15 protein-coding genes are annotated in these 14,833 nt (G+C 65.7%); 10 read left to right on the top strand and 5 right to left on the bottom strand.

What is annotated here, in order from left to right; translation table 11 throughout:
* The first annotated feature begins 27 nt into the window (after positions 1-27).
* Both LN450_RS00360 and hemC read left to right on the top strand, forming a co-directional pair.
* Complete coding sequence (locus LN450_RS00360; protein WP_011346302.1) at positions 28-765, top strand: LytR/AlgR family response regulator transcription factor; 738 nt, start codon at positions 28-30, stop codon at positions 763-765.
* A 30-nt stretch (positions 766-795) separates the two neighbouring features.
* Positions 796-1,710: a hydroxymethylbilane synthase gene (hemC, locus tag LN450_RS00355; protein ID WP_011346303.1), complete on the top strand. Its 915-nt coding sequence runs from the start codon at positions 796-798 to the stop codon at positions 1,708-1,710.
* Positions 1,711-1,901: 191 nt separating this feature from the next.
* Here the strand turns inward: hemC and LN450_RS00350 are convergent, their stop codons facing one another.
* Complete coding sequence (locus tag LN450_RS00350; protein WP_011346304.1) at positions 1,902-2,702, bottom strand: DUF481 domain-containing protein; 801 nt, start codon at positions 2,700-2,702, stop codon at positions 1,902-1,904.
* 568 nt (positions 2,703-3,270) lie between these two features.
* On the opposite strand from LN450_RS00350, the gene LN450_RS00345 reads away from it, so the two are divergent.
* On the top strand, positions 3,271-4,236 hold the full coding sequence (locus LN450_RS00345; protein ID WP_039416990.1) for a helix-turn-helix transcriptional regulator: 966 nt from the start codon (positions 3,271-3,273) through the stop codon (positions 4,234-4,236).
* Between the two features lie 157 nt (positions 4,237-4,393).
* Here LN450_RS00345 and LN450_RS00340 read toward each other — a convergent pair whose 3' ends face one another.
* The 3 genes from LN450_RS00340 to LN450_RS00330 form a co-directional block, all read right to left on the bottom strand.
* Positions 4,394-4,672: a hypothetical protein gene (locus LN450_RS00340; protein WP_011346306.1), complete on the bottom strand. Its 279-nt coding sequence runs from the start codon at positions 4,670-4,672 to the stop codon at positions 4,394-4,396.
* An 87-nt stretch (positions 4,673-4,759) separates the two neighbouring features.
* A complete protein-coding gene (locus LN450_RS00335; RefSeq protein ID WP_039416992.1) occupies positions 4,760-5,101 on the bottom strand; it encodes a VOC family protein in 342 nt (113 codons plus the stop codon).
* Positions 5,102-5,133: 32 nt separating this feature from the next.
* The gene (locus tag LN450_RS00330; RefSeq protein ID WP_008574341.1) at positions 5,134-5,703 is read right to left on the bottom strand and encodes a lipocalin family protein; all 570 of its coding nucleotides are present in this window, start codon (positions 5,701-5,703) and stop codon (positions 5,134-5,136) included.
* 362 nt (positions 5,704-6,065) lie between these two features.
* On the opposite strand from LN450_RS00330, the gene LN450_RS00325 reads away from it, so the two are divergent.
* Both LN450_RS00325 and LN450_RS00320 read left to right on the top strand, forming a co-directional pair.
* Complete coding sequence (locus LN450_RS00325) at positions 6,066-6,377, top strand: hypothetical protein (protein WP_011346307.1); 312 nt, start codon at positions 6,066-6,068, stop codon at positions 6,375-6,377.
* A gap of 67 nt (positions 6,378-6,444) precedes the next feature.
* Positions 6,445-8,538, top strand: coding sequence for a prolyl oligopeptidase family serine peptidase (locus LN450_RS00320; protein WP_011346308.1), 2,094 nt, complete (start codon positions 6,445-6,447; stop codon positions 8,536-8,538).
* 243 nt (positions 8,539-8,781) lie between these two features.
* Here LN450_RS00320 and LN450_RS00315 read toward each other — a convergent pair whose 3' ends face one another.
* On the bottom strand, positions 8,782-9,966 hold the full coding sequence (locus LN450_RS00315; RefSeq protein ID WP_011346309.1) for a pyridoxal phosphate-dependent aminotransferase: 1,185 nt from the start codon (positions 9,964-9,966) through the stop codon (positions 8,782-8,784).
* Positions 9,967-10,110: 144 nt separating this feature from the next.
* Between LN450_RS00315 and LN450_RS00310 the strand changes: the two genes are divergently transcribed.
* The 5 genes from LN450_RS00310 (at position 10,111) to LN450_RS00290 (ending at position 14,772) form a co-directional block, all read left to right on the top strand.
* The gene (locus LN450_RS00310; RefSeq protein WP_011346310.1) at positions 10,111-12,183 is read left to right on the top strand and encodes a S9 family peptidase; all 2,073 of its coding nucleotides are present in this window, start codon (positions 10,111-10,113) and stop codon (positions 12,181-12,183) included.
* A gap of 367 nt (positions 12,184-12,550) precedes the next feature.
* Positions 12,551-12,949 (top strand): YbaN family protein, encoded by a 399-nt coding sequence (locus LN450_RS00305; protein WP_008571697.1) that lies wholly within the window; start codon positions 12,551-12,553, stop codon positions 12,947-12,949.
* A gap of 56 nt (positions 12,950-13,005) precedes the next feature.
* A complete protein-coding gene (lptM, locus tag LN450_RS00300; protein WP_008571698.1) occupies positions 13,006-13,260 on the top strand; it encodes an LPS translocon maturation chaperone LptM in 255 nt (84 codons plus the stop codon).
* Positions 13,250-14,104 carry a diaminopimelate epimerase gene (gene dapF / locus LN450_RS00295; RefSeq protein WP_011346311.1) on the top strand — a complete coding sequence of 285 codons (855 nt, stop codon included), beginning with the start codon at positions 13,250-13,252 and terminating at the stop codon, positions 14,102-14,104. Before lptM ends, dapF begins: the two co-directional genes overlap by 11 nt.
* Positions 14,101-14,772 carry a DUF484 family protein gene (locus LN450_RS00290; protein WP_011346312.1) on the top strand — a complete coding sequence of 224 codons (672 nt, stop codon included), beginning with the start codon at positions 14,101-14,103 and terminating at the stop codon, positions 14,770-14,772. The genes dapF and LN450_RS00290 overlap by 4 nt, the downstream gene beginning before the upstream one ends.
* Positions 14,773-14,833: the final 61 nt, after the last annotated feature.

Genomic DNA, 14,833 nt, shown 5'->3' with positions numbered 1-14,833 from the left:
GAAAGTCACTGCAGCGAGGGGGAGTCCATGACGGCCACGCAAGTGCGGGTGCTGATCGCCGATGACGAGCCACTGGCGCGCGAGCGCCTGCGCATGCTGCTGGGCGAGCATCCGCAGGTCGAGGTGATCGGCGAGGCCGAAAACGGCCAGCAAGTGCTGCAGCAGTGCGAACAGCTGCGCCCGGACCTGGTGCTGCTGGATATCGCCATGCCCGGCGTGGACGGCCTGGAAACCGCGCGGCTGCTGCGGCAAGGCCAGCCGCCGCCGGCGGTGGTGTTCTGCACCGCCTACGACCAGCATGCCTTGTCGGCGTTCGACGCGGCCGCGCTGGATTACCTGATGAAACCGGTGCGCCCGGAACGGCTGGCATCTGCACTGGAAAAAGTCGCCACCTTCCTGGCCGGCCGCGTGCCCGGCACCGCGGCCAGGCCGCTGCGCACCCATCTGTGCGCGCGCCTGCGCGGCAGCCTGCGGCTGATCGCCATCGGCGACATTCGCTACCTGCAGGCCGAAGAGAAGTACGTCATCGTCCATCACACGCGCGGCGAGGACTTGATCGAAGAGTCGCTGAAATCGCTGGAAGACGAATTTGCCAACCGCCTGGTGCGCATCCATCGCAATTGCCTGGTGGCCCGCGATGAACTGGTGGAACTGCGCCGCAGCGGCGATGGCCAGGTCCACGCGGTGCTGCGCAACGTGCCGCAGACCCTGGAGGTGAGTCGTCGCTGCGTGGCCAGCCTGCGCGATCAACTACGCCAACTGTGAGTTCGGTGCCGGCTCCGCGATAATGCCGGCATGACCACGCTCCGTATCGCCACCCGCAAAAGCCCGCTTGCCCTCTGGCAGAGCGAACATGTCGCCGCCGCGCTGCGTCAGCACCATCCCGGCCTGGAGGTGGTACTGGTGCCGATGAGCACCCGCGGCGACGAAATGCTGGACCGGTCGCTCGCCGCCATTGGCGGCAAGGGCCTGTTCCTGAAGGAGCTGGAGTTGGCGATGTTGCGCGGCGAGGCCGATTGCGCGGTGCATTCGCTCAAGGACGTGCCGATGGAACTGGACGCGCCGTTCGTGCTGCCGGCCATCCTGGAACGCGGCGACCCGGCCGATGCGCTGGTGTCCAATCTCTACGCCAGCCTGCAGGCGCTGCCGCTGGGCGCGCGCGTGGGCACCTCCTCGTTGCGTCGCCAGGCGCAGTTGCGTGCCGCGCGCCCGGATCTGGAATTGATCGACCTGCGCGGCAACGTCAACACGCGGCTGGCCAAGCTCGACAACGGCGGCTACGACGCCATCGTGCTGGCCTGCGCCGGCCTGCAACGGCTTGGGCTGGAAGCACGCATCAGCGCGCGGCTGGACGCGCCGGAATGGTTGCCGGCACCTGCGCAGGGCGCGGTGGCGGTGGAATGCCGTGGCGACGATGCACGCATCTACAGTCTGCTGGCGGTGCTGGATGCCGGCCGCACGCGTGCCTGCGTGGAAGCCGAGCGCGCCATGAACCGCGCCCTGCACGGTAGCTGCCATGTGCCGGTGGCCGCCTTCGCGCGCTGGGAAGGGCAGGGCCTGTTCCTGCAGGGCATGGTGGGCAGCGCCAGCGACGGCCGCCTGATCCACGCCGATGCGCACGGCAGCGCCGAAGATACCGAAGCGCTTGGCCGCCGCGTTGCGCAAGGGCTGTTCGACAAGGGCGCCGCGCAGCTGCTGGCCGAGCTGTAACGCGCTGTCGCGTCAACGTGTAACGCGACCGACATCGACGCCGGCGCCCAAGCGCAAGCTCCAGACCTAGCCGCTACACACGCAATGCCGCCCCCACGCAGCGCCCGCTCTTCGTAGCAGCGGCCCTGGCCGCGAGAGGCTTTATCGGGAACGCCCTCGCGGCCAGGTCCGCTCCTACCGTTCGCGGTTGTTTACTTGAACGTGTAGACCAGATTGACCGTGGTCAGCGTATCGGTCTTCTTGTCGCCGTCGCTGACGTCGCTGTTGTGACGCATCTGCCACGCCGCCTTCAACGCAAAGTGCAAGTTCATGCTGACCTGCACGCCGAAGTCGTTTTGCGCATAGGTGTTGTACTCGCCCGATTCCACCAGCAGCGTATTGATCAGATCGGTGTTGTCGGTGACGGTGTACTTCAGGTCGAACAGGCCGCGGCCGATCAACCCGGTTTCGTTACGGTCTTCGTCGCTGTTGTGCGCGCGGCGCACACCCGGGCCCACCTGCGCATCCAGGTAGAAGCGGTCGGCGTCGATCAGGCGCGTGCCATAGCCGATACCGAAGGTGGCCAGACGGTCGTAGGTGGCGAAGTCGTCGTGTTCGTAGCGGCCGGTGGCCGTGAGCTGGCGGTGTTCGCCCAGCTGCAGTGCGCTGCCGACGCTGCCGGTGTAACGCTCGGCGGTGGTCTGGCGCTCGCGCGTGGTGCTGCCGTCGTCGTTGGTGTTGGTGTATTCCGAACTCGAGCGCAACGCGGTGGCATCCAGACTATGGATCCAGTCACCGTCGGTGTAGCGCAGGCGCACGCGGCCGTTGAGGCTGTCGGTGGTGCTGTTGCCATGCGCCGCTGCGTAGCCGAGCTCGCCGCTGCTGCCGCTCCACGGCGACGGCAGCACCACGGCGGCCGGGTCTGCCGGCACCGGTGCGACTGCCTGGGCCCAGACGGAGGGCGTGATCAACAACAGCGGCAACAGGGCAGACAACGGGACACGGCGGGACATGGGCAGCTCGCTTTGGAAGGCGGGAGAGGGGTGGAAGCGATTTCATGATAACGGACTGTGCGGTGACGTCATCGCCAAGTGAATATCCGCTTCATTGCCGGTTGGGACGCCGAAGGCGGCATGGACCGGAGCGGCCCTGCAGACGGGCGCGGCGATGAAAGGCGATCTTGGAAGCGGTCGGCGATGTGGTCGCAGTGGCTGGAGCGACCTGCGAGGTCGTTGTCAGGGGAATGAATGGTGGTTCGGGGCGAATGCCCGGCGTGAACCGCAGCGACCTGCGCGGGTGCGCGTGCGCATGGCAGGCGGCCTGGCGATGTCATCAGGACTTCTGGCCAGCCAAGTGGCAGGAGCCTGAGCGGCCCGAGCGGGTCGCGTGCCAGCGTTATCGGCGATGCCTGCCACCCGGGCCTGCGCGACCGCGCGCACGACCCCGCCACGCAGTGGCTGTGCGACCGACCCAACAGACCAGGCCGCTGCATCGCACATCCTCCGGGCGCTTGCCGCTGTCTGCCTGCCGTCACATCGCGATGCTCACCCCGCCGCGCAAAGACTCGGACATAATCGACGCATGGACCGCTACGAACGCATCAACTCCCTGCATCGCTTGCTCAAATCGGCACGCTACCCGGTCACGGTTGCGCGGCTGCAGGATGAGCTGAGCTGTTCCCGCGCGACTGTCTACCGCGATCTGGCGTTTCTGCGCGACGCGCTGATGGCACCGGTGGAAGGCGACGGCGAATCGGGCTTTCGCTATCTCTCCGGCGAAAGCGACCGCTTCGAATTGCCCGGCCTGTGGCTGAGTTCGGAAGAACTGCACGCACTACTGGCCTCGCAACAGCTGCTCGCGCGCACCGGCGGCGGGGTGTTGTCTTCGATGCTGGCACCGCTGCAGCAGCGCATCGAAGGACTGCTGGCTGCCCAGGCCGGCGTCTCGCAGTGGCCGGTGGATCGGGTGCGGGTCATTCCACACCGCGGCCGCAAGCTGGACGAAGCCAGCTTCCGCACCGTGGCCTCCGGCGTGCTGGAGCGCAAGCAGCTGAGCTTCGACTATCGTGCGCGTTCCACCGACGAATCGACCAAGCGGACGGTGTCGCCACAGCGCATTACCCATTACCGCGACAACTGGTATCTGGACGCGTGGGATCACGGTCGCGACGGCGTGCGCAGCTTTGCGGTGGACCGCATCAACCACGCGCGTCTGCTCGATGCGGCGCCGCGCGATGTGCCCGACAGCGAACTGGACGAGCAGCTTGCCGCCAGCTACGGCATTTTTTCCGGGGCGCCCAAGGGGTGGGCGACCACCGTGTTCAGCTCCAAGGCCGCGCGCTGGGTTGCCGACGAACATTGGCATTCCAAGCAGCAGGGCCGCTTTCTGCCCGATGGCCGCTACGAGCTCAAGTTGCCCTACAGCAACTCGCGCGAATTGCTGATGGACGTGCTGCACTACGGCTCGGACGCAGAAATTGTCGAGCCCATGTCGCTGCGCGAGCAGGCCAAGGCGTTGTTGTCGCTGGCGCTGAGCAATTACGACTGAGCGTGGTAGACAGTTGACGCATACGGCATGGTGGCAGTTGCGGCAGGCACGTGCACGCGTCTGGAAGCTGCATCAGCCCTGGTAGGCGCAGATGCGATCAATGGCGTCCAAAGCCTGAAGTGGCCGAGGTGCGAAGCGGATTCGGCCTTATGACGTGTCAGGGCCCATCTTGCACCGCGAGCATCTGCTGCGGCTGCAAGCCCAGGCAGTGGAAGTCAGCCAAATCCGCACTCTGATGCCACTGCTTCTCTACCCAGGCCTGTCCCCACCGATCCACCTCGTAAACCTCGAACGTTTCGCCGAGCATCGAGAGAAGCCGGTCTCTTTCCAGTTGCGGCAGGTGGCAGACAGTGGACTGGTGGAGATGCGTGACCTGGACACGCGTGCCGACCCGAACGACCAGGCCGATGCTGTCAGTTGTGGTTTGCTCCGGCATGGGGCCTGATACCTGGATTAGCCGAGCCGCGAAGCGGCGTCGCCTTGGACGAATTGCCAGGCCGCGCGACAGGCACGATCGCAGGAGCTAGCGCTGCCACAGGCCGTGATCGTTTCCGCCGAGCAGGTAGATGGCACATCGACCCCGGCCGGGAAGTTCCATCGGTGGGACTGCGACCGTGCCGCCTGCCTCCACGATGGCCGAAACAGCCGACTCGATGTCTTCGACGAGCCAGTAGGGGCGAACAACGGGCCGTTCCGACTCGCGCAGAGGTGCGCGAACACCGACGAGGCCGCCGCCGGCCAGGTGTGCGGTGCGGGCGTTACCCAGTTCGGGTACCGGCTCGCCGAATTCAGCGCCCTGCATCGCGTAGGCGGCGCAGACCTCCTCCGTGTTGCAGGTAACGATCTCCAAGTACTGAACCTTCAAGCCACACCTCCAACGGATGACGTTCGATCGCGCTAGCGCTTGTTCGGCACTTCAAAGCCCAGGCGGTCCACCTGTTCGCGCAGCTGCGGTACCCGCTTGAGTTTGTCGGTATAGATGGAATAGTCGTCGCGCATCTTGTTGACCAACATGCGGTACTGGTCGCGGCTCATGTCCGGCTTGCGCGAGAAGATCCAGGCCAGGTCGCGGCCCGGGTAGGAGATCAGCATCCACGAGCCGTCGGGGGCGATCTCCAGGATGCGCTGCTTGGCCGGGATGACCTTGTAGAACCACACGCGCCAGTCGCGGTTGCCGCTGTCGGCATCCACCGAGGCGCGCGCATTGACTTGCTTTTCCGGTTCGCCGAACCCGTCGCGGTACAGATAGCGCACCGCCACCTTGCCGTCTTCGACCAGGGTGTATTCGTCGCGGCTGGTGACGTGGCCACGCTCGACCGCGTTGGGCATGCGCGCAATCACGTACCAGGTGCCCATGATCTTGGACAGGTCGATTGCCGGCTCCGTGGCGGACGTGTCCTTGGCATGTGCCACGGGCAGGCCGAGGACGAGCAGAACAGCGAGGGCGATCGTAACGGTCAGGCGCATCGCAACATCACAAAGAGGCAGTCGGAGCAGCACACTACCGCATGCAGGGGGCAAGTTCGCGTCAACGGTCCCGTCTGGCATCGGCAGCCGGGCAATCTGCGGCAGACGCCGGGCGGCTGGGGCCGGCTGGCGGGCGCCGATCAAGCGCTGGCGCCGCGACCGACCGGCTGGCCGCGCCGCGTCGGTCCGGTGCCGCGCGCCGACGTTGCAGGGGGCAGCAGCACTCGTGGAGGCCGGTGACGCGCCTGGGCAGGCACCCCAATCGCGCCCCGCAGGATGCCCGCGTCAAGGTCGCAGCCTGTGAGATGGGCTGCGGCAATCCTGCGCGCCTGTTGTGATCCTTCCTGCCACGGAGTGCCGCCATGTCGCATCGTCCTGCTTCCCGTTCCGAACGTCCCGACCCGCGCGTGCTTCGCCCGGTGCGGCAGATCGCCCTGGCCGGGCTGGCCCTGGTGCTGGTCTGGCCGGCCGCGCGAGGCAGCAGCGAGTGGATCGGCTGGTTGCCGCTGTGGCTGGTCGGCATGCCGATGCTGGCGTGGTGGAGCTTGCACCGGTTTGCCCTGCCTTCGTTGGCAACGCGTGGCGCGCACCGTGTTGCGCCCCGGCGGCGTGGCCCGCAGGCCCAGCGCCGGCGCAGCGCTTCGCGTACGGCGACACAGGCGCGCGCAGCCTGACCTTCGGCAGGGTTGGCCGGCGGGGCGCTGTGCTACGTTCCGGGCATTCGTGTTTCCGGAAACATTCATGTCCAAGTTCGCCTCGATCTGCCTGGTTGCCGGCCTGATCACCGCTGGCGCCGTCTCTGCAGAGGAACCCCCCGTGTCCAATGATCCCTACGCCTGGCTGGAAGATGTCACCGGCGCCAAGCCGCTGGACTGGGTCAAGACCCAGAACGCCAAGACCGAGGCGCGGCTGGCCAGCACGCCGGCGTTCAAGCAGATGGAAACCAGCATCCGCGAAGTGCTGGATTCGGACGCCAAGATTCCCGGCGTGCAGAAGATCGGCGCGTTCTACTACAACTTCTGGAAGGACAAGCAGCACGAGCGCGGCCTGTGGCGGCGTACCACGCTGGACGAGTACCGCAAGGCTTCGCCCAAGTGGGAAACGGTGCTGGACCTGGATGCGCTCAACAAGGCCGAAGGCGAAAACTGGGTGTGGCACGGTGCCGACTGCCTGCGCCCGGACTATCAGCGCTGCCTGATCGCGTTGTCGCGCGGCGGTGCCGATGCCGATGTCACGCGCGAGTTCGATCTGGGCAGCAAGCAATGGGTCAAGGACGGTTTCTTCCGCCCCGAGTCCAAGGGCGGGCTGGGCTGGATCGACCGGGACACCGTCTACGTGTTCACCGATTTCGGCGCCGGCAGCATGACCAGCTCCGGCTACCCGCGCATCGCCAAGCAGTGGAAGCGCGGCACGCCACTGACTGCTGCGACCGTGGTGTACGAAGGCAAGCCGACCGATATGTACATCGCGGCCATGCATGACGACACGCCCGGTTTCGAACGCGATTTCGTCAGCCGCACGCTGGCCTTCTACAACGACGAGCTGTATCTCAAGGGCGCCGACGGCAAGCTGGTCAAGGTGGACGTGCCCAATTCGGCCAGCAAGTCGGTCAAGCGCCAGTGGCTGACGCTGGAGCTGCGCGAGCCGTGGACGGTGGGTGGCAAGACCTACAGACCCGGCACCTTGCTGGCCACGCGTTTCGACGATTTCATGGCCGGCAAGCGCAACTTCGATGTGTTGTTCGAACCCACCGAGATCACCTCGCTGGCCGGCATGGCGTGGACCAAGTCGCATCTGGTGTTGAACGTGCTGGAAGACGTCAAGAACCGTCTGAGCGTGATCACGCCTTCGCGCGATGGCTGGAAAAAGAGCGCGTTCGTCGGTGCGCCGAGCTTCGGCACGGTGGATGTCGGCGCGGTGGATAGCGACGACAGCGATGCGCTGTGGCTCACCGTCACCGATTACCTGACCCCCACCACCTTGTCGTGGGTGGAGGTGGGCTCTGCGCCGCAGCCGCTCAAGACCATGCCGGCGTTCTTCGATGCCGGCAAGGACACCATCGAGCAGCACTTCGCCACCAGCAAGGACGGCACCCGCGTGCCGTATTTCCTGGTACGCCCGAAGACCTTGAAGCTCGACGGCAGCGCGCCGACCCTGCTGTACGGCTACGGCGGTTTCGAGATTTCGATGACGCCCAATTACTCCGGTGGCCTGGGGCGCGCGTGGCTGGAAAAGGGCGGCGTCTACGTGGTGGCCAATATCCGCGGCGGTGGCGAATACGGCCCGCGCTGGCACCAGGCCGCGCTCAAGCAGAACCGCCACAAGGCGTATGAAGATATGGCCGCGGTGGCCAAGGATCTGGTGGCGCGCAAGATCACCTCGACCAAGCATCTGGGCGTGCAGGGCGGCAGCAATGGCGGCCTGATGACCGGCAACATGCTCACCCAGTATCCGGAGCTGTTCGGTGCGGTGGTGGTGCAAGTGCCGCTGCTGGACATGAAGCGCTACAGCCACCTGCTGGCCGGCGCCTCGTGGATGGCCGAATACGGCAACCCGGACACCGACGACTGGAAGTTCATCCAGACCTTCTCGCCATACCACTTGTTCGATGCGAAGAAGACCTATCCGCCGGTGATCTTCCTGACCTCCACGCGCGACGATCGCGTGCACCCCGGCCACGCGCGCAAGATGGCCGCCAAGATGATCGAGGCCGGCAAGGACGTGACCTATTACGAGAACATCGAAGGTGGCCACGGCGGTGCGGCCAACAACGCGCAGGCCGCGCATATGGCCGCGCTGGCGTACAGCTTCCTGTGGGAGCGGTTGGCCGACTGAGGCGCCGTCCACATGCGGCATGATGCGTCGCGCGACACGAGGCCGCTGGCAGTTTGCAGCGGCCTCGTGTCGTCAGAGGGTTTTGTCGTGGGTCAACATGCCCAAGCGTGCGCGATGTTGGCCTTGCCGATGGCGTTGGCGGTCAGCGGGTGCGCAGTGGAGAACGCGCGTGCTACGCAATGCGCAAGGCGTCGGCGCCTTACGCAAAACGTCCGTGCAGCGCACTGCGGGTCACGCAGCCTGCTACAACCGCTTCAACCCACGCGCAATCCGCTCCACCGCCTGCTGCAGACGCGGCAGGCTTTGCGTGTAGGCAATGCGGACGTGCTGGTTGGCGCGGTAGTGGCCGAAGTCGATGCCGGGCGTAAACGCAACATGTTCGGTTTCCAGAAAATGCGCGCAAAACGCCTGCGCATCATCTGAAAATCCGCTGATGTCGGCATACAAGTAAAACGCGCCTTGCGGTTCGACTGCGATCTCGAAGCCCAGCGCACGCAAGGCCGGCAGCAGGTAATCGCGACGCTGCTGAAACTCACCGCGGCGCGCTTCGAAGATGGCGATGCTCTCGGGCGTGAAGCAGGCCAGTGCGGCGTGCTGGGCAATTGTCGAGGCACTGATGTAGAGATTCTGCGCAAGCTTTTCCAATTCCGGCACCGCGTCGGGCGGTGCGATCAGCCAGCCCAGCCGCCAGCCGGTCATGCCGAAGTACTTGGAAAAACTGTTCAGCACGAACGCGCCATCGTCCACCTCCAGCACGCTGTGCGCGTCCAGGCCGTAGGTCAGGCCGTGATAGATCTCGTCGACCACCAGATGGCCACCGCGCGCATGCAGCGCCTGCGAAAGCGCAGCCAGTTGCGTGCGCGACAGCACGCTGCCGGTGGGATTTGCCGGTGAGGCCACCAGGGCGCCCACGCTGTCGGCGTTCCAGGCGCTCTCCACCAGCGCAGGGGTCAACTGATAATCGCTGTCCGGGCCGACCGGGACCAATTGCGCGGCGCCTTCGACCAGGCGCAGAAAATGCCGGTTGCACGGGTAGCCCGGGTCGGCGAGCAACCAATGCTTGCCCGGATCCACCAGCAGGCTGCTGGCCAGCAGCAATGCGCCAGACCCCCCGGGTGTCACCAGAATCCGCTCCGGATCGAGGTTGCAGGCGTAGCGTTGCGCATAGAAGCCGGCAATCGCCTCGCGCAGCGCCGGCAGCCCGCGTGCGGCGGTGTAGCGGGTGTGGCCGGCTGCCAATGCCGCCTGGCCGGCAGCGACGATCGGCGCGGCAGTGGTGAAGTCGGGCTCGCCGATTTCCAGGTGGATCACGTCGTGGCCGGCCTGCTCGAGCGCATTGGCGCGCGCCAGCAGCGACATGACATGAAACGGGGCGATGTCCTGGCTGCGACGGCTATAGCCGCCTGCGTACGGAAGTGTGGAATCCATTGGCTCGATGATAGACCAGCATGACCCAGGACACATGGCGCCCGACAAGGGGCTCTTCCACACTCCGGTGCCGGGATGGCATTGCGTTCATCCAATGGACCCCAATCTGATTAAGCCGTCCTCACTCTTCTGATCGCCAGCCTGATGACCACATCCCCTGCCTTCGCCGCCCTTCCGTCGCCGCCAGACGTCGCCAAGCACCCGCATGTGGTCAAGGCGCCGTTCGGTGCGACCCGCAACGACGACTATTACTGGTTGCGCGACGACAAGCGCGAAGACAAGGCGGTGCTGGCGTATCTCGACGCCGAGAATGCCTACACCGACAAGGTGATGGCGCCGCTGAAACCGTTGGAAGAAGCGCTGTACACCGAGATCGTCGGGCGCATCAAGCAGGACGATGCCAGCGTGCCGTATCGCGAGCGCGGCTATTGGTATTACACGCGGTTCGAGACCGGCAAGGATTATCCGATCCAGGCGCGTCGCAAGGGCAGCATGGAGGCGCCGGAACAGATCCTGCTAGACGTCAACCAGATGGCGCAGGGCAAGGGCTACTTCAGCGTGGGCGATGCCGCAGTGAGCCAGGACAACCGCATCCTCGCCTGGGCCGACGATGCCGTTGGCCGCCGTCAATACACCATCCGCTTCAAGAACCTGGACACCGGCGAACTCTATCCGGACACCGTGGAAGGCGTCTCGGCCAATGTGGTGTGGGCCGACGACAACAAGACGCTGTTCTATGTCGAAAACGACCCGGAAACGCTGCTCACCGTGCGCGTGAAAAAGCATGTGCTCGGCACGCCGTCCAAAGACGATGTGCTGGTGTACGAAGAGAAGGACGACAGCTTCTACATGGGCATCGGCCGCACGCGCGACGACAAGTACATCACCATCGCGGTGGAAAGCACGGTTTCTTCGGAAACCCGCTATGCGCTGGCCGCCAAGCCGGACACCTTCACGGTGCTGGCCAAGCGCGAGCGCGATGTGGAATACCACGCCGAGCATTTCGATGGCCGCTGGGTGGTTCGCACCAATGCCGATGACGCCAGGAACTTCAAGCTGGTCACTGCGCCCACCGATGCGACCACGCGCACGCAGTGGACCGACTGGGTGGCGCACGACGACAACGTCTACATCGAAGACTTCGAATTGTTCGATGGATTCACCGCCATCGAAGAGCGTTCGGGCGGACTGGAGCGTGTGCGCTTGCTCATGCGCGATGGTAGCCATGAATACGTCAAGGCCGATGAACCGGCGTATTCGATGGGTCTATCTGTCAACGCCGAGCCGGATACCGTCTGGCTGCGTTATAGCTACACCTCGCTGACCACGCCGGCGACCACCTACGAGCTCAACACCCAGACCGGCGAGCGCCGGTTGCTCAAGCAGCAACCGGTGATCGGCTACGACGCCAGCAAGTACGTGACCGAACGCGTGTGGGTGACGGCACGCGACGGGGTCAAGGTGCCGGTGTCGCTGGTGTACAAAAAGGGCTTCAAGAAGGATGGCAGCGCGGCGCTGTTTCAGTATGCGTACGGCAGTTACGGCATGTCGATGGACCCGGCATTCAATCTGCCGGCGATCAGCCTGCTGGACCGCGGTGTGGTGTATGCCATCGCGCACATCCGCGGCGGCCAGGAAATGGGGCGCCAGTGGTACGACGACGGCAAGCTGCTGCACAAGCAAAACACCTTCAATGACTTTATCGATGTCACCCGCGGTCTGGTCGCGCTAGGTTACGCCGCCAAGGACCGGGTTGCCGCATCCGGTGGGAGCGCGGGCGGTCTGCTGATGGGCGCGGTGGCCAATATGGCGCCGCAGGACTATCGCGTGATGGTCGCGCAGGTGCCGTTCGTCGATGTGGTCACCACCATGCTCGACGCCAGCATTCCGCTCACCACCAACGAATACGACGAGTGGGGCAACCCGGAAACCCAGGACGATTACCAGTACATGCTGTCGTACTCGCCGTACGACAACGTGCGCAAGCAGGCGTACCCGGCGCTGTTCGTGGGCACCGGCCTGTGGGATTCGCAGGTGCAGTACTGGGAGCCGGCCAAGTGGGTGGCCAAGCTGCGTGACGACAACACCGGCACCCAGCCGATCGTGTTCCGCACCAATATGGAAGCCGGGCATGGCGGCAAATCCGGACGCTTCCGCCGCTACCGCGAGCTGGCCGAATCGTATGCGTTCGTACTGGATCAGTTGGGCGTGAAGTAGCTGGACGGGCGGGATTGGGGAGTCGGGAGTCGGGATTCGTTACAGCGGATGGCTTGGGCGGGAGCTGGCTGCTCGCTGGGATGCGAGCGGCTTGCGCGTCTTCCATCTTCCGCCTCACCGCCTTCGTTTTTCCTTATCGGCGTGGTGCGTTCGCTGCCTCGCCCTGCAGCGAGCCGGGCATCGCAGTCAGGCGTCGCTGCGGCTGGGGCTGCGTATCTGACCGCAGCGCGGTGGGGCGACGCGGCAGATCTGGCGGCCAGCGCGCGCTGCACGCCGCCCGCTGCGCAGAGCGCGCCCTTCTGCAGCGATAGAATCATCGCTGCAGGGCCGACTCACCAAACCGCAGCGCTGGCCGTATCATTTGCGCATGACGCGACCGACTCGATTCCGCTGGGCCTGGTGGTTGCTGGCCTACGCCAGCCTGGTTACCGGCATCGTCGGGATCTTCGTCCCGGGGCTGCCGACGACGGTCTTCATCCTGATCTCTGCCTGGGCGGCCTCGCATGGCTCCGAGCGCCTGCACAACTGGCTGCTGTCGCATCCGCGCTTCGGCCCGGCGATCGTGGAATGGCAGACCTACCGGGCAGTCAGCCGCAAGGCCAAGTGGATGGCGACGCTGACCATGACGGTCTGCGCCGCGATCATGCTGTGGTGCGTGCCGGTGTTCTGGGTCAAGTACCTGTCGATCGGCAGCATGGCCGTGGTGGCGATCTGGCTGTGGTTGCGCCCCGAGCCACCGCCGCGCCCGCTGCCGGGTGCGCACTGAACGCGGCGCGCCGGCGAGCGCACGGCCATAACGGCGTTCTGGCTATACTTCGGCCCATGAGCATCATGTCCCGACCGTCTGTTCGTCTCGCACTGGTTGGTGCGACCTTTCTCCTGCTTGCCGCTTGCGGCAACAAGGGCCCGCTGGTGATGCCGCAGAAGCCGGTGCCGGTGGAAGCCCAGCCGGTGCCGCAGCCGGCGGATGCGTCGCAACCGCTGGACGAGTCCACGCCTGCGCCTGCGCCGGTGGATGGCGATACCAAGCCCGCATCCACCACCGACCAGCCCGCTAGCAGCGGCAATGAGCGCTGACGGTCGCAGCGGGCGTCTGCGTTTCACCAAAATGCATGGCGCCGGCAACGACTTCGTGGTGCTGGACCTGCGCGACGGTACGCCGCCACCGGATGCCGCACTGGCGGCGCAGCTGGCCGACCGCCACTTCGGGGTGGGCTGCGATCAGATCCTGACCATCGAGGCACCGCGCAGCGAAGGTGCGGTGGCTGCCTACGGCATCTGGAATTCCGATGGCTCGGCCGCGCGCCAATGCGGCAACGGCGCACGCTGTGTCGCCGCCTGGCTGGTGCGCGACGGCACGGCCCAGGGCGAGCGCTTCATCATCGACAGCCCAATGTCCGCGCACGCGGTCGAGCGCCTCGACGGCGACCGCTACGCGGTGGCGATGGGTGTCCCGCAGTTCGAGCCCGCCCAGATTCCGCTGGCCGGGTTTGCGCATGCGCGCGACGAATATGCGCTGCCGGTGCACGGCGAGACCGTGCGCTTTGGCGCGGTGTCGATGGGCAACCCGCACGCGGTGGTCGAAGTCGGTCGCGTCGATGCAGCACCGGTGGAACGCGTAGGCGCGCTGCTGCAGCAGAACGCGGCGTTTCCCGATTCGGTCAATGTGGGTTTCGTGCAGGTGGTCGACCCCGCGCATGTGCGCCTGCGCGTGTTCGAGCGCGGGGTGGGCGAAACGCTGGCCTGTGGGAGTGGCGCCTGTGCGGCCGCGGTGGTGTTGATGCAACGCGGCCGTGTCGAGCGCGATGTGCAGGTGTCCTTGCCCGGTGGCGAGTTACGCATTCGTTGGCCCGGCGACCAGGAGCAGGTGGTCATGTCCGGCCCGGCGGTGTTCGTCTTCGATGGAGAATGGAACCGATGAGCGAGAACACGGACAAATTCGGCGCGCACGAAGTGGCCACCTGGTTGCGACGTCACCCCACCTTCCTCAAGCAGTTCCCGGATCTGGCGGTGAGCTTGCTGGTGCCGCGCGACGACGGCCCCACCGCTTCGTTGGCCACCTACCAGCTGGAAGTGCTACGCGACAAGAACCGCGAACTTTCGCGCCGCCTGCACGAGCTCGGCAGCAATGCGCAGGAAAACGAGCGGCTGGCAGTGCGCACGCATCAACTCACGCTTGCGTTGATGCGCCAGACCAGCGCGGCCGACACGCTCAAGGCGATGGCCGCCTCGCTGGCGGAAGATTTCAACGGCGAACTGGTGCGGCTGGTGTTGCTAAAGCCCGTCGATGCGCTGGATGCGGACTGGCTGCAGACCATCGCAATCGACGATGCACGGCTGGCGCCGTTTCGCGATTGCCTCAACGATGGCGAGCCCATCTGCGGCCGCCTGCAAGCTGAAAAACACACGCTGCTTTACGGCGCACAAGCGGGGCAGGTGCACTCCACCGCGTTGCTGCCGCTGCCGGGCATCGGCCTGATCGCGGTGGGGAGCAGCGATGCCAACCGGTTCTATCCCGGCATGGGCACGCTGTTCCTGCGCATGATGGGCGAATCGTTGAGCGTGGCGTTGCAGCGCTTCGACGTGTGAGGCCCATGGCTGCGCACACCGACGTTGGCGACATGGGGCGCTGGTGGTGGCGCTGCGTCTG

Origin of the sequence: Xanthomonas euvesicatoria pv. euvesicatoria (genome assembly GCF_020880415.1) — a bacterium.
Lineage (GTDB): Bacteria > Pseudomonadota > Gammaproteobacteria > Xanthomonadales > Xanthomonadaceae > Xanthomonas > Xanthomonas euvesicatoria.
This window is presented reverse-complemented; position numbering and strand designations above follow the sequence as displayed.

Coding starts and splice junctions, on each gene's coding strand:
- LN450_RS00360 (WP_011346302.1), top strand. CDS start 28: ATGACGGCCACGCAAGTGCGGGTGCTGATCGCCGATGACGAGCCACTG.
- hemC (WP_011346303.1), top strand. CDS start 796: ATGACCACGCTCCGTATCGCCACCCGCAAAAGCCCGCTTGCCCTCTGG.
- LN450_RS00350 (WP_011346304.1), bottom strand. CDS start 2,702: ATGTCCCGCCGTGTCCCGTTGTCTGCCCTGTTGCCGCTGTTGTTGATC.
- LN450_RS00345 (WP_039416990.1), top strand. CDS start 3,271: ATGGACCGCTACGAACGCATCAACTCCCTGCATCGCTTGCTCAAATCG.
- LN450_RS00340 (WP_011346306.1), bottom strand. CDS start 4,672: ATGCCGGAGCAAACCACAACTGACAGCATCGGCCTGGTCGTTCGGGTC.
- LN450_RS00330 (WP_008574341.1), bottom strand. CDS start 5,703: ATGCGCCTGACCGTTACGATCGCCCTCGCTGTTCTGCTCGTCCTCGGC.
- LN450_RS00325 (WP_011346307.1), top strand. CDS start 6,066: ATGTCGCATCGTCCTGCTTCCCGTTCCGAACGTCCCGACCCGCGCGTG.
- LN450_RS00320 (WP_011346308.1), top strand. CDS start 6,445: ATGTCCAAGTTCGCCTCGATCTGCCTGGTTGCCGGCCTGATCACCGCT.
- LN450_RS00315 (WP_011346309.1), bottom strand. CDS start 9,966: ATGGATTCCACACTTCCGTACGCAGGCGGCTATAGCCGTCGCAGCCAG.
- LN450_RS00310 (WP_011346310.1), top strand. CDS start 10,111: ATGACCACATCCCCTGCCTTCGCCGCCCTTCCGTCGCCGCCAGACGTC.
- LN450_RS00305 (WP_008571697.1), top strand. CDS start 12,551: ATGACGCGACCGACTCGATTCCGCTGGGCCTGGTGGTTGCTGGCCTAC.
- lptM (WP_008571698.1), top strand. CDS start 13,006: ATGAGCATCATGTCCCGACCGTCTGTTCGTCTCGCACTGGTTGGTGCG.
- dapF (WP_011346311.1), top strand. CDS start 13,250: ATGAGCGCTGACGGTCGCAGCGGGCGTCTGCGTTTCACCAAAATGCAT.
- LN450_RS00290 (WP_011346312.1), top strand. CDS start 14,101: ATGAGCGAGAACACGGACAAATTCGGCGCGCACGAAGTGGCCACCTGG.